This window comes from Priestia aryabhattai (assembly GCF_023715685.1).
Classification (GTDB): Bacteria; Bacillota; Bacilli; order Bacillales; family Bacillaceae_H; genus Priestia; species Priestia aryabhattai_B.
On record NZ_JAMBOQ010000016.1, the window covers coordinates 1 to 14,068 of the forward strand.

The following is a 14,068-nucleotide window of genomic DNA, read 5'->3' on the forward strand; positions in this document are numbered from 1 at the left end:
ACGGATTTTGATTCCGTCATGCGTTGGTTCGAATCCAGCTAGCCCAGCCATAGAGAGCCATTAGCTCAGTTGGTAGAGCATCTGACTTTTAATCAGAGGGTCGAAGGTTCGAGTCCTTCATGGCTCATTTTAATAAGCGGAAGTAGTTCAGTGGTAGAACACCACCTTGCCAAGGTGGGGGTCGCGAGTTCGAACCTCGTCTTCCGCTCCATTTCTATATAAAAAAAACATATTGGGGCCTTAGCTCAGCTGGGAGAGCGCCTGCCTTGCACGCAGGAGGTCAGCGGTTCGATCCCGCTAGGCTCCACCATACATCTAAACGTACAACCTTTAAGCAATTTGTTTAAAGGTTTTTTTGTGCTGTTTCTACAAAAATAGAATTGTATATATATTCAAAAAAGTGTCGAGTTGAGCCATCGCTCATTTAGCCGTTACAATAAGAGGGTAGCAACATTTGTGATGGGGGGACATATTATGAATAAGCTTTCAATTATTGGAGTACCAATGGATTTAGGTCAAACTCGCCGAGGGGTCGATATGGGACCAAGTGCGATACGATATGCAGGTGTTATTGAACGCATTGAGAATATTGGATATAGTGTAGAAGATAAAGGGAATATTGAAATTGCCTTAGCTGAACGAGTACATAGTGATGAAAATACAAATTTAAAGAATTTAAAAGCTGTAGCGGATGCTAGCGAGAGACTTGCTCAGACCGTAAGTGATGTTATTACAAATAAAAGATTTCCTTTAGTGCTAGGGGGAGATCACAGCATCGCTATCGGAACACTAGCAGGAGTAAGTCGTCATTATAAAAATTTGGGCGTGATTTGGTATGATGCACACGGAGATTTAAATACAGCAGATACGTCTCCTTCAGGAAATATTCACGGTATGCCATTGGCAGCAAGTATAGGTATAGGAGACGAAGCATTGACTCGAATTGGTGGTTATACCCCTAAAGTCAAGCCTGAAAATATTGTGATTATTGGAGCACGTTCTTTAGATGAAGGGGAAAAAGAGCTAATAAAGGAAAAAGGGATTAAAGTGTATACGATGCATGAGATAGATCGAATGGGTATGACAAAAGTAATGGAAGAAATAATTTTATATTTGCGTGATAAAACAGATGGCGTTCATCTATCACTCGATTTAGATGGACTGGATCCACATGATGCACCTGGAGTAGGAACGCCAGTTATCGGTGGAATAAGCTACAGAGAAAGTCATTTAGCTATGGAGATGTTGGCAGAATCTCAGCTAATCACTTCTGCCGAGTTTGTGGAAGTTAATCCTATTTTAGATGAACGGAATAAAACAGCTACCGTAGCTGTTGCATTAATGGGCTCACTTTTAGGAGAAAAATTAGTATAAAACATTAGTACCTACAAAAAGGTACATGAAATATATGTAAAGATAAAAAAAGAAGCTCTTAGTTCGGATTCGAGAGCTTCTTTATATGGAGAAAAACTTTTCATATTCATTTAATAAACCATCTAGCTCTGAGCTTACTCTCACCACTGTTAGTGATGATAAAGGATTTTCTGCTGCGAGAGTGACCATGTTATTTCTACATTCTTCAATTTGATTCAAAAGGTTTTCTTTTGTATGAGTCAAGCTTTCCACTCCTCTTCTTTTCATCTATACTAATTACATAACCTACGTACGATCTTTTTAAACGTATTTGACAAATTTTTGTTAAAATAATTAAGCATAAGTGAAACTTTATGATAAAGTACACGTATATATACTATCCCGCAATGGGCGGAGGTAACCGTTACATGGATTTATTATTAAAAAGAAAAATAAAAAAAGTAAAAAAAGGTGACCAAGATGCGTTTGCTGACATAGTAGAATATCACAAGGATAAACTTTTTCATCTATGTTATCGAATGCTGGGAAACCGGGAAGAAGCGCAAGACGCTGCACAAGAAGCGTTTATTCGAGCCTATGTAAATATTCATAGTTATGACACAAGTAAAAAGTTTTCCACCTGGTTATATCGAATTGCTACAAATCTTTGTATTGATCGAATTCGTAAAAAAAAGCCAGACTATTATTTAGATGCAGAAGTAGCCGGGACCGACGGGTTAAATATGTACTCTCAAATAGCTGCCGATCAGGCCTTACCAGAGGAAGAGCTAGAGCAAGTAGAATTGCAAGAATTCATTCAGTCGGAAATATTAAAGCTACCTGAGAAATATCGAACTGTCATTGTCCTAAAATATATAGATGAGCTGTCGTTAAAAGAAATCAGCGATATTTTAGACCTGCCTCTTGGTACGGTAAAGACTAGAATTCACAGAGGACGTGAAGCTTTAAGAAATCGACTTCGCCACTTGTAAGGAGTGAACTAAGAATGAAATGTCCAAAAATGTATGTAAACCTCATTCATGAGCATTTAGATGGAGATATTACAAAAGAAAATGAACTGTTATTAAAAGAGCATTTGCATCAATGCAAAGGTTGTCAGCAGCATATGCATCAGTTAAAGAGAACCATTGCATTTGTGCAAAGCACTTCTCATATAGAATTACCTATGAACTTTACTGCAGGTGTTATGGCCGGTTTACCACGTGAGAAGAATCGAATTCGAATGAATAGATGGTTTACAAACCATCCGATTCTTAGTGCAGCTGCTGTATTTGTGCTGTTAATGTCCGGCACGGTGTTTTCAGCTTGGGAAACGGATGAAGACTTTTCTGTTTCAAAGCAGCCGAACCTGGTCATTCACGATAAAACAGTCGTTGTACCAAAAGGTGAGACCGTCAAAGGTGATATTACTGTGAGAAATGGCGATATTAAAATTGAAGGAAAAGTAGATGGAAACGTTACTGTTATACATGGTGATAAGTACCTAGCTTCTGCAGGAGAAGTGACAGGCAATATTGAAGAGTTAGACAAGATTTTTGACTGGGTATGGTATAACGTCAAAACTCATGCCAAACAAGCTGTTGACTTTTAATAGTTGAAACATAAAACCGTCCGCTTATCTTGTTAGAGAGGAGCAGTGGGCGGTTTTATTTATAAAAAGAAGGCTACATTGTATATAGGAACAAGGATTTAAAAATAAGATGTAATTTACAGTGTAATTTTGTTTTATGGTATAATAAAACGGTTATGTTATCTTTATTACATATATAGAGGAAGTGAGAAGATGCCTATTGGAGACCTGCCAATCCTCTCATATTTAGGAAAAATTGTTGATGTTCTCCTGGTATGGTTCGTCATATATAAATTAATTATGGTCATAAGAGGTACAAAAGCAGTACAGCTTTTAAAAGGAATCACGGTGATTTTAGTTGTCCGCTTTATAAGTAACTTCCTTGGACTAAATACGCTGCAATGGTTAATGGACCAAGCGTTAACGTATGGGTTTTTAGCTATCATTATTATCTTCCAGCCAGAGCTGCGCCGAGCGCTTGAACAGCTTGGGAGAGGACGTTTGTTTTCACGCAGTAATTTGCCTGAAGAAGATGAACGTACCGTTACGATTGAGGCTATTATAAAAGCAACGCATTATATGGCTAAAAGACGCATAGGTGCATTGATCTCAATCGAAAGAGAGACGGGTATGGGTGATTATATTGAAACCGGTATACCGCTCAACTCTAATGTTTCTTCTGAATTATTAATCAACTTATTTATACCGAATACACCCCTTCATGATGGAGCGGTTATTTTACAGCGGAATCAAGTAGCCGCTGCAGCATGTTACTTACCTTTATCTGAAAGTCCTTTTATTTCAAAAGAATTAGGTACTCGCCATCGTGCTGCTGTAGGAATAAGTGAAGTAACAGATAGTGTGACTGTCATTGTATCTGAAGAAACTGGAGGCATTTCCGTTACCAAAAATGGTGAATTGTATCGTGAATTGACAATTGATACATTGAGAGAAATGCTAGAAAAAGAATTAGTCACAACTTCTAAAGCAACTTCTTCCACTCGTTGGCAATGGAGGTCGAAGAAGAATGGATAAATTGATGAATCGATCGTGGGTTATGAAAATTATCGCGTTGCTGTTAGCTTTCATGTTATATTTATCTGTTAATTTAGATGATGGTGCCAGTTCATCAAATAAGATTCTGAACCGAAGCAGTTCTGCCAACACTGGAGTAGAAACATTAACAGATGTTCCGGTTCAAGTATCCTACAATGAGAAGAACAGAATTGTAAGAGGTGTTCCGGATACGGTTATTATGACACTGGAAGGTCCTAAAAATATTTTGGCTCAAACAAAGCTACAAAAAGATTATCAAGCTTATATTGACCTTGATAATTTAAGCTTAGGCCAGCATAGAGTCAAGGTTCAGTATCGAAATATCTCTGATAATTTAAACGTAGTGGTTAAGCCTGATATTGTAAACGTAACAATTGAAGAACGCGATTCAAAACAGTTTTCAGTAGAGGCAAGTTATGATAAAAACAAAGTCAAGAATGGATATGAAGCAGGGGAAGCAACCGTTAGTCCAAGAGCTGTCACGGTAACGGGCGCATCAAGTCAATTAGATCAAGTTGCTTATGTGAAAGCCATTATTGATCTAGATAATGCTTCAAAAACAGTGACGAAACAAGCAACTGTTGTCGCACTAGATAAGAATTTAAATAAATTGAATGTAACAGTTCAACCAGAAACGGTCAATGTAACGATCCCAGTGAAAAATATTAGTAAAAAAGTGCCGATCGATGTGATTCAAGAAGGCACGCCAGGTGACGGTGTCAACATTACGAAGCTAGAGCCTAAAACAGATGCAGTGAAAATTATCGGTCCATCTGATTCTTTAGAAAAAATCAATAAAATTGATAATATTCCAGTCGATGTTACCGGTATTACAAAATCTAAAGATATTAAGGTGAACGTCCCTGTCCCAGACGGAATAGATAGTGTAAGTCCTAAACAAATTACCGTTCATGTGGAAGTAGACGAACAAGGTGATGAGAAAGACGCAGAAGAAGCGGACGCAAGTGCAGCTGAGACTAAGTCATTTAAGAATTTACCGGTTTCTTTAACTGGTCAATCCTCAAAGTACACGTATGAACTGCTTTCTCCTACTTCAGTAGATGCAGATGTAAAAGGACCAAAACCTGATTTAGATAAGTTGACGAAAGGCGGCATTAGCTTGTCAGCGAATGTAGGGAATTTATCTGCAGGGGAGCACACGGTTCCTATTATAATAAATAGTCCCGACTCTGTTACATCAACCCTATCGACTAAACAGGCAAAAGTTCGTGTAACAGCGAAAAAACAATCAGGGACAAATGATGAGCAAACAGATAAAGAAACAAGTGGAAGCACGAGCGATAAAGAAACAAAGCCAGACACGGGAACTGGATCAGGAACAAATCCTGAGACGGGAAATTCAGGTGATTCAACTGATAAACCAAACGAAGAGACTGACACACCTGAAGACAATACAGATACACCAACAGATAGTACAGAAACTGGTGACGACAGTAGTAATCAAAGTGATGAAAATTCTACACCCGTAGATGGACAGACAGATAATACATCAGGAAACTAAATGTTTTGACATGAAGGAGAGAAAATTAATGGGTAAGTATTTTGGAACAGACGGAGTACGAGGAGTTGCCAATAGTGAATTAACTCCTGAGCTTGCTTTTAAAATTGGACGCTTAGGTGGTTACGTTCTAACAAAAGATGCAGAGCGACCAAAAGTATTAATCGGACGCGATACACGCGTTTCTGGTCATATGTTAGAAGGAGCGCTTGTTGCAGGCTTGCTTTCAATTGGTGCAGAAGTTATGCGATTAGGCGTTATTTCAACTCCAGGGGTAGCGTATTTAACAAAAGCACTTGGCGCACAAGCAGGAGTCATGATCTCTGCTTCACATAACCCGGTTCAGGATAACGGAATTAAATTCTTTGGTCCAGATGGATTTAAACTGTCAGATGCACAAGAGAATGAAATTGAAGCGTTAATGGATAGTGAAACAGATCAATTACCAAGACCTGTTGGAGGAGATTTAGGTCAGGTAAATGACTACTTCGAAGGTGGACAAAAATATCTTCAATACTTAAAACAAACGGTTGATGAAGACTTCTCAGGTATTCATGTTGCATTAGACTGTGCGCACGGGGCAACGTCATCTTTAGCAGCACATTTATTTGCAGATTTAGATGCGGATATCTCTACAATGGGGGCATCACCAAACGGATTAAACATCAATGACGGTGTAGGATCTACACATCCGGAAGCATTAAGTGCCTTCTTAAAAGAAAAAGGAGCGGATGTTGGGTTAGCATTTGATGGAGACGGAGATCGTTTAATCGCAATCGATGAAAAAGGCGAGATTGTAGACGGTGATCAAATCATGTTCATTTGTGCAAAATACTTGTATGAACAAGGACGTTTAAAGAAAAACACGCTTGTTTCTACCGTTATGAGTAACTTAGGCTTCTATAAAGCACTAGAAGCTAGCGGGATTGAAAGTGCACAAACTGGTGTAGGCGACCGTTATGTAGTAGAAGAAATGAAAGCTAATCAATATAACCTAGGTGGAGAACAGTCAGGTCATATTATTTTCTTAGATTACAACACAACAGGTGACGGTATGCTTTCAGCTATTCAGCTTGTAAACATTATGCAAGCAACGAAAAAGCCTTTATCAGAATTAGCAGCTGAAATGAAGAAATATCCTCAGCTTCTTGTAAATGTAAAAGTAACGGATAAGCATCATGTTACAGATAATGAGAAGGTAAAAGTGGTTATTGAAGAAGTGGAAAAAGAAATGAACGGTAATGGTCGAGTACTTGTACGTCCTTCAGGAACAGAGCCGTTAGTACGTGTTATGGTTGAAGCACAAACACAAGAAGAATGTGAGACTTATGTAACGCGTATCGTAGAAGTAGTAAAAGAAGAAATGGGCTTAGAGTAATTCATTAATTATATGCATAAGCGGTGACGTTTCAAGCTGCTTATGCATATTTTTATATTGTTGAGAAAAATTCTTGGAAATTATCTGATGCCAAAGGCTGTTTTTACAGATAATAAAGAAGATAATTGACGTTTTCTCACTTCTTATTGTAATATTAAATCTGTTCGTCTCTTAATTTATGTAAAGGAGTGAACAATCTATTTTAAAAGTGAATACAAAGCGCCTGAACTAAGTAAAGGGACGGAAACGACTTAGTTGACGAGGAGGAGGTTTATCGAAGTATCGGCGGATGCCTCCCGGTTGTTGATTATCACGGCCGAAAACTTGATGTGAAAAACAATGAGGTGACTTATTGGACAAAAACATTGAGATGATAATCATTGATGATGAAAAGAGTCTCTCTTTTCATACATGAAGGAGGATTTTATCTATGTGCGGAATTGTAGGATATATTGGAACAGAAGATTCGAAAGAAATTTTATTACGTGGTCTTGAAAAGTTAGAATATCGTGGCTATGACTCAGCAGGTATTGCAGTTGTTAACAATGAAGGCGTACACGTATTCAAAGAAAAAGGCCGTATTGCAGAATTGCGTCAAGCAGTAGATAACAGTATTGTAGCACCAGCAGGTATCGGTCATACGCGTTGGGCAACTCATGGTGTACCAAGCCAAGAAAATGCTCACCCGCATCAAAGTACATCTGGACGCTTCACACTTGTGCATAACGGTGTAATTGAAAACTACGCTATTTTGAAACGTGAATATTTACAAGATGTAACGTTCAAAAGCGAAACAGATACAGAAGTAATCGTTCAGTTAATTGAAAAAATCGCAGCAGAAGGCTTAGATGTAGAAGAAGCGTTCCGTAAGACAGTAAGCTTGCTTCACGGTTCTTATGCACTAGCTCTTGTTGATAACGAAGATAAAAACACAATCTACGTAGCTAAAAATAAAAGCCCGCTTCTTGTAGGTGTTGGCGAAGGATTTAACGTTGTAGCGAGCGATGCTATGGCAATGCTTCAAGTAACAGATCAATACGTAGAATTAATGGATAAAGAAACAGTAATTGTTACAAAAGCAGGCGTAACAATTAAAACGCTTGATGGTGAAGTGGTAGAAAGAGCACCTTATACAGCAGAGCTTGATGCAAGTGATATTGAAAAAGGTACGTACCCTCACTATATGTTAAAAGAAATTGACGAGCAGCCTTTAGTTGTTCGTAAAATCATTCAAGAATATCAAAATGAGAACAATGAACTGCACATTGATGCAGACATTTTAGGAGCAATGGATGAAGCAGACCGCATCTATATCGTAGCATGTGGAACAAGCTATCATGCAGGCTTAGTAGGTAAACAATTCATTGAAACGTGGGCGAAGGTTCCAGTAGAAGTGCACGTAGCAAGTGAATTCTCTTACAACATGCCGCTTTTATCTGAAAAGCCATTGTTTATCTTTATCTCTCAAAGTGGAGAAACAGCTGACAGCCGTGCAGTATTAGTTCAGATCAAAGAACTAGGTTACAAAGCGTTAACAATCACAAACGTTCCGGGGTCAACATTATCTCGTGAATCTGATTATACGTTATTACTTCATGCAGGTCCGGAAATTGCTGTAGCATCAACAAAAGCTTATACAGCTCAATTAGCAGTACTATCAATTCTAGCGGCTGTAACAGCAAAGGCGCGCGGAATTGAATTAGAATTTGATTTAGTTCAAGAGTTAGCAATCGTAGCAAACACCATGGAAGTACTTTGCGACGACAAAGAGGAAATGGAAAGCATTGCTCTTCAATTCTTAGCAACAACTCGCAACGCATTCTTTATTGGACGTTCTGTAGATTATTATGTAGGTTTAGAAGGTGCGTTAAAACTAAAAGAAATCTCTTACATCCAAGCAGAAGGATTTGCTGGAGGAGAGCTTAAGCACGGAACAATTGCTTTAATTGAAAACAATACGCCAATTATTGCATTAGCAACACAAGAGCATGTAAACTTAAGCATCCGTGGTAACGTAAAAGAAGTAGTAGCACGTGGAGCTAATCCTTGTATCATCTCAATGAAAGGATTAGAAACGGAAGAAGATCGCTATGTGATTCCGAAAGTTCACGAAACACTTTCACCACTAGCAGCGGTTATTCCTTTACAATTAATCTCTTACTACGCTGCATTGCACCGCGATTGCGATGTAGATAAACCACGTAACTTAGCAAAATCGGTTACTGTAGAATAATAAGGTTCTAGACACCCTTCTATTACAGAAGGGTGTTTTTGTATGTCCAAGAAAAAGAATAAATCGCTGTTTTTGTACATACGTCTTATTGAGCTAAAAATGTGTTTGCTTGTTCCATTTATTTTATATAATAGAATAGGTGAATGAACGAACTTTGGCTAGTTTAAAAAGGATGTGAAAAACATTAGTGGAGTGGCTCAAAGTATAAAGTACGCGTTGCGAGGCATCTTTTTTGTCTTGTATTTTCCCTTTTATTTTGTATTTCAAGTTTTGTGTAAAATATGGATATATTTAATCGCTAAGCCCCTCATATGGATAGGAAAAAGAATCATTCAACCTGTCATTTATTTCATTTGGATATACATTATACGTTTTCTGTTCGTTTATCCTATTTCTTGGCTATGGAATACCATAATACCTTTTATTCTCTTCGTTTGGAAACGATTCTTTTTGCCTATAACTAGATTTATATGGAGGTATGTTGTATACCCTATTTTGTATCTAGTTTGTTACCCTTGTTATCTGTTTTGGAAATACCTTGTGCTGCCTTCTTACAATGAAATTGTTCTCCCTGTGATTTTATTCTGTCAGCGTATCTTTCTCTGGTTCTGGAAGGGAGTTAAGTGGATCGCAATTCATATGATCTACTATCCTTTACGCTGGTTTTGGATGACATTTATATATAAACCGCTTAAAAAAGTGTATACAAAAATAATTCGGCCTGTTATCAAATGGTTTTCTCATTTATTTAGTTAATGAAATATACCAAAAGATTGCTTTTCTTTTTTAGGTATTAAACTCGAAAGATAAGAGGGAATTGATGTATAATAAAAACGGATATATCATTGCCTATTTATTTTATTAGATTCAATTTTGAAAGAGAGTGAAACAATATGGGCCGTAAGTGGAACAATATTAAAGAAAAGAAAGCGTCAAAAGATGCTAATACAAGTCGTATATATGCCAAGTTTGGCCGTGAGATTTATGTGGCTGCGAAACAAGGCGAGCCAGATCCAGAATCAAACCAAGCGTTAAAAGTTGTATTAGAACGCGCGAAAACATACAATGTGCCAAAAGCAATTATTGACCGTGCGATTGAAAAAGCAAAAGGCGGATCAGAAGAAAATTACGATAATCTTCGTTACGAAGGTTTTGGACCAAACGGATCAATGGTTATCGTGGATGCTCTTACGAATAACGTAAACAGAACGGCTTCAGACGTGCGTGCTGCTTTTGGTAAAAACGGCGGTAATATGGGAGTAAGCGGATCAGTAGCGTACATGTTTGATCCAACAGCTGTTATTGGTGTAGAAGGTAAGAATGAAGAAGAAGCACTTGAATTGTTAATGGAAGCAGATGTAGACGTGCGTGACATTTTAGAAGAAGAAGATTCTGTTATTGTTTATGCTGATCCAGATCAATTCCATGCGGTACAAAAAGCGTTCAACGATGCTGGTATCACGGAATTTACAGTAGCTGAACAAACGATGCTTGCTCAAAATGATGTAACTCTTCCTGAAGATGCACAAACTCAGTTTGAAAAAATGATTGATGCATTAGAGGACTTAGAAGATGTGCAGCAAGTATATCACAACGTTGATTTAGGATAATAGTGAACGAGGCAGGCCTATCAAAAGGGTCTGTCTTTTTTTATAGGACCTGCGAAAAGCATCTATTGACCCTTTCCCTTCGATTGGAATATGGTAAGATAATGAATTAAGTATAGAAAATATTAGAATTTTATAAGAAATAAATGGAGGGAAAGCAGTTGAAAAAATTAATGGTGGGGATGGCATTAACAGCTACTCTTGCAACGGCTATAACGCCTGGCTTTAGCTCAATTGGGGAAAATCAAGGTAAGGCATATGCAGCGACAGTTACATATAAAGTAACGGCAAGCAAGCTAAATGTGAGAAGCGGAGCGGGAACGACTTACGGGATTATCGGCAGCGTAGTGAAAGATCAAACGCTATCTGTGGTGAGCAAAAACGGAAGCTGGTACAAAATTAACTACAACGGCCGCACAGGCTACGTAAGCAGCGATTATGTACAAGCATCAGGAGCAACTCCACCAGCAGAAAGCACAACCTACATAGTAACGGCAAGCAAGCTGAACGTAAGAAGCGGAGCAGGTACCAACTATGCAGCTATTGGAAGTGTGACCAAAGGCCAGAAGCTGTCCGTGGTGAGCAAAAGCGGAAGCTGGTACAAAATTAACTACAACGGCCGCACAGGCTATGTAAGCAGTGACTATGTACAGGCTTCAGCTACAGCATCTCCAAAGCTCGTAGTCGATTCTTTTAAAACGTTAGGTAACGCTCAGCAAGTTATCTTGGTTACAGCAGATAACTACGATACGAAGTCTGCTAAAATTCAAACGTTTGAAAAAGTTGATGGAAACTGGAAGCAAGTTTTAACCGCGAACGGTGTACTTGGACAAAAAGGATTCGCTTTATCGAAAAAAGAAGGCGACATGGAGTCTCCGACTGGTAAATACACAATTGGCACAGCATTCGGACGCTATGAAAATCCTGGAACTAAGCTTCCATATCGAAAGATTACATCAAATGATGTGTGGGTAGACGATTCAAAAAGCTCTCTATATAATACGTGGCAGCAAAAGCCAGCTAATGGTCGCTGGACGAGCGCTGAGAATATGGACATTCCCGCTTACGATTATGGGTTTGTCATTAATTATAATGAATCTAGAACTCCAGGAAAGGGAAGTGCAATCTTCTTCCATGTAGGAACAAATTATACAGCAGGATGTACGGCTACTTCTAAAGAACAAGTTGTCTCTATATTAAAATGGTTAAATCCAGAGAAAAATCCAGTTATTATTCAATCTCCTGTAAGTGAATTAGATAAATATTAAGTTAGAAAGCAGCTGAACTCATACCATTCAGCTGCTTTTTTATGTAATTAAAAGCTTTGTCTGTCTTTGGTACGACAAAGTTAGTTTTCCTAATCATTGAATGAAAGCGTTTAATCTCTTACGATTAAAGTATCATCTTGTAGAGAAAGGAAGAGAGCAAATGGCTCAATCTAATATAAAAGTAGCTGTACAAAAGTTTGGGAACTTTCTAAGTTCAATGGTTATGCCAAATATCGGAGCATTTATTGCATGGGGACTTATTACTGCTTTATTTATTCCAACAGGCTTTTTCCCAAATGAAAGCCTTGCCAAACTAGTTGATCCAATGGTCAAGTATTTGCTGCCACTGCTAATCGGTTACACAGGAGGAAAGCTTGTACACGATCAGCGCGGAGGCGTTGTAGGCGCTATCGCGACCATGGGAGTCATCGTTGGATCTGGTATTCCGATGTTTCTTGGCGCTATGATTATGGGACCGCTTGGCGGTTATATCATCAAGAAGTTTGATCAGTTTATTGAAGGTAAAGTCAAAACAGGATTCGAGATGTTAATTAATAATTTCTCAGCAGGTATTCTTGGAGGAATTCTAGCAATTCTAGCCTTTTTAGGGGTTAGTCCAGCTGTGGACGGATTTACAGGTGCACTTGTAGTGGGTGTAGATTGGATGGTCGCACATGGTCTTCTTCCTCTTACAAGTATTCTAATTGAGCCGGCTAAAATTTTATTCTTAAACAATGCTATTAATCACGGTATCTTATCTCCGATTGGAGCAGAACAAATTCGAACAAATGGACAATCTATTCTATTGTTATTAGAAACAAATCCTGGCCCGGGATTAGGAATTCTGTTAGCGTATTGCTTCTTTGGGAAAGGAACAGCAAAACAGTCAGCGCCGGGAGCAGCCATCATTCATTTTATTGGTGGAATTCATGAAATTTACTTCCCTTACGTTTTAATGCGTCCACTTCTAATCATTGCGGCTATTTTAGGAGGAATGAGCGGCGTATTTACATTTGTTCTTTTAGGTGGAGGCTTACAAGCGGTTGCATCACCCGGAAGTATTTTGGCCATTTTAGCTGCTACACCAGGTAATGCAGGCAGCTATGTTGCAAATATCTCCGGTGTCCTTGTTGCAGCTGTCGTATCGTTTATTGTAGGGTCACTAATTTTAAAAACAGGTAAGCAAACAGAAGATTTAGACGAAGCAGCTCGCAAAATGCAAGAGATGAAAGGCAAGAAGAGTTCTGTAGCAGGAAGCTTTACAAAACAGCAAGGAGAAGTACCAGTAAACGTTCAAAAAATTGTTTTTGCCTGTGACGCAGGCATGGGATCGAGTGCAATGGGCGCCTCTCTTCTTCGCAAGAAAGTTAAACAAGCAGATTTAAATATTTCGGTGACGAATACAGCCATTAGTAATATTCCAAATGATGCTCAAATCGTTATTACACAGGAAGAGCTAACGCCAAGAGCCCAAAACAAGGTTCCAGATGCGTATCATATCTCTGTTGATAATTTTCTATCTAGTCCGGAATATGACAAACTAATTGATCAACTAAAAAATGATCATACTACTTCTAACGCGGAAGAAGAAAAGAAAGTATCTGCAGAAAATAATACAGATAGTAATGATGGTTTACTACTAGAAGAAAACGTTTTCTTGAATCAGCACTTTTCTTCTAAGGAAGAAGCCATTCGATTTGCAGGGAGTGTGTTAGTAAAAGGCGGATATGTAGAAGAAAACTACGTTGAAGCGATGATTGAGCGCGATAATATGACTTCTACTTATATGGGAAATGACGTAGCGATTCCGCACGGTACGGAAGAAGCGAAAAAGAACGTTTTAAGATCGGGTTTTACAGTGATTCAAGTGCCAGAAGGCGTTGATTTTGATGGCGAGAAAGTTCGTTTGATCTTTGGAATTGCTGGAAAAGACGGCACTCATTTAGAAATTTTATCTGGTATCGCGATTACATGTTCCGATATGGGCAATATTGAAAAGATGGTTCATGCCAAATCAGCTAAAGAATTAATGGCTATTATTCAAAGTAACTAACGGGATAGAA

The 14,068-nt window shown here is 38.5% G+C and carries 11 protein-coding genes and 3 tRNA genes; 13 read left to right on the forward strand and 1 reads right to left on the reverse strand.

The window, feature by feature from the left end:
• Window positions 1-54: 54 nt before the first annotated feature.
• The 4 genes from M3225_RS27480 (at window position 55) to rocF (ending at window position 1,374) form a co-directional block, all read left to right on the forward strand.
• A tRNA-Lys gene (locus M3225_RS27480) sits at window positions 55-127 on the forward strand.
• A gap of 9 nt (window positions 128-136) precedes the next feature.
• Window positions 137-211: transfer RNA gene (locus M3225_RS27485), tRNA-Gly, on the forward strand.
• 23 nt (window positions 212-234) lie between these two features.
• A tRNA-Ala gene (locus M3225_RS27490) sits at window positions 235-310 on the forward strand.
• 164 nt (window positions 311-474) lie between these two features.
• Window positions 475-1,374, forward strand: a complete 900-nt coding sequence (gene rocF / locus M3225_RS27495) for an arginase (protein WP_251400400.1) — start codon at window positions 475-477, stop codon at window positions 1,372-1,374.
• An 81-nt stretch (window positions 1,375-1,455) separates the two neighbouring features.
• On the opposite strand, the gene M3225_RS27500 is transcribed toward rocF, so the two are convergent.
• Window positions 1,456-1,617, reverse strand: a complete 162-nt coding sequence (locus M3225_RS27500) for an aspartyl-phosphate phosphatase Spo0E family protein (RefSeq protein ID WP_013054968.1) — start codon at window positions 1,615-1,617, stop codon at window positions 1,456-1,458.
• Window positions 1,618-1,781: 164 nt separating this feature from the next.
• On the opposite strand from M3225_RS27500, the gene sigW reads away from it, so the two are divergent.
• From sigW to M3225_RS27545, 9 genes are all read left to right on the forward strand, one after another.
• On the forward strand, window positions 1,782-2,345 hold the full coding sequence (gene sigW / locus M3225_RS27505) for an RNA polymerase sigma factor SigW (protein ID WP_013054969.1): 564 nt from the start codon (window positions 1,782-1,784) through the stop codon (window positions 2,343-2,345).
• A 14-nt stretch (window positions 2,346-2,359) separates the two neighbouring features.
• On the forward strand, window positions 2,360-2,965 hold the full coding sequence (locus M3225_RS27510; protein WP_013081391.1) for an anti-sigma factor family protein: 606 nt from the start codon (window positions 2,360-2,362) through the stop codon (window positions 2,963-2,965).
• Window positions 2,966-3,157: 192 nt separating this feature from the next.
• Window positions 3,158-3,979 (forward strand): diadenylate cyclase CdaA, encoded by an 822-nt coding sequence (cdaA, locus tag M3225_RS27515; RefSeq protein ID WP_251400402.1) that lies wholly within the window; start codon window positions 3,158-3,160, stop codon window positions 3,977-3,979.
• Window positions 3,972-5,522, forward strand: a complete 1,551-nt coding sequence (locus tag M3225_RS27520; protein ID WP_251400411.1) for a CdaR family protein — start codon at window positions 3,972-3,974, stop codon at window positions 5,520-5,522. Before cdaA ends, M3225_RS27520 begins: the two co-directional genes overlap by 8 nt.
• 28 nt (window positions 5,523-5,550) lie before the next feature.
• Window positions 5,551-6,897, forward strand: a complete 1,347-nt coding sequence (glmM, locus tag M3225_RS27525; RefSeq protein WP_028411905.1) for a phosphoglucosamine mutase — start codon at window positions 5,551-5,553, stop codon at window positions 6,895-6,897.
• Window positions 6,898-7,327: 430 nt separating this feature from the next.
• Window positions 7,328-9,130 (forward strand): glutamine--fructose-6-phosphate transaminase (isomerizing), encoded by a 1,803-nt coding sequence (glmS, locus tag M3225_RS27530; RefSeq protein ID WP_251400413.1) that lies wholly within the window; start codon window positions 7,328-7,330, stop codon window positions 9,128-9,130.
• Window positions 9,131-10,023: 893 nt separating this feature from the next.
• The gene (locus M3225_RS27535) at window positions 10,024-10,740 is read left to right on the forward strand and encodes a YebC/PmpR family DNA-binding transcriptional regulator (protein ID WP_251400415.1); all 717 of its coding nucleotides are present in this window, start codon (window positions 10,024-10,026) and stop codon (window positions 10,738-10,740) included.
• Between the two features lie 158 nt (window positions 10,741-10,898).
• Complete coding sequence (locus tag M3225_RS27540) at window positions 10,899-12,005, forward strand: SH3 domain-containing protein (RefSeq protein WP_251400417.1); 1,107 nt, start codon at window positions 10,899-10,901, stop codon at window positions 12,003-12,005.
• A 160-nt stretch (window positions 12,006-12,165) separates the two neighbouring features.
• The gene (locus M3225_RS27545; RefSeq protein ID WP_251400419.1) at window positions 12,166-14,058 is read left to right on the forward strand and encodes a PTS mannitol transporter subunit IICBA; all 1,893 of its coding nucleotides are present in this window, start codon (window positions 12,166-12,168) and stop codon (window positions 14,056-14,058) included.
• Window positions 14,059-14,068 lie beyond the last annotated feature (10 nt).

Bases quoted from the DNA above. Each gene is read 5' to 3' on its own strand.
- rocF (WP_251400400.1), top strand. From the start codon at position 475: ATGAATAAGCTTTCAATTATTGGAGTACCAATGGATTTAGGTCAAACT.
- sigW (WP_013054969.1), top strand. From the start codon at position 1,782: ATGGATTTATTATTAAAAAGAAAAATAAAAAAAGTAAAAAAAGGTGAC.
- M3225_RS27510 (WP_013081391.1), top strand. From the start codon at position 2,360: ATGAAATGTCCAAAAATGTATGTAAACCTCATTCATGAGCATTTAGAT.
- cdaA (WP_251400402.1), top strand. From the start codon at position 3,158: ATGCCTATTGGAGACCTGCCAATCCTCTCATATTTAGGAAAAATTGTT.
- M3225_RS27520 (WP_251400411.1), top strand. From the start codon at position 3,972: ATGGATAAATTGATGAATCGATCGTGGGTTATGAAAATTATCGCGTTG.
- glmM (WP_028411905.1), top strand. From the start codon at position 5,551: ATGGGTAAGTATTTTGGAACAGACGGAGTACGAGGAGTTGCCAATAGT.
- glmS (WP_251400413.1), top strand. From the start codon at position 7,328: ATGTGCGGAATTGTAGGATATATTGGAACAGAAGATTCGAAAGAAATT.
- M3225_RS27535 (WP_251400415.1), top strand. From the start codon at position 10,024: ATGGGCCGTAAGTGGAACAATATTAAAGAAAAGAAAGCGTCAAAAGAT.
- M3225_RS27545 (WP_251400419.1), top strand. From the start codon at position 12,166: ATGGCTCAATCTAATATAAAAGTAGCTGTACAAAAGTTTGGGAACTTT.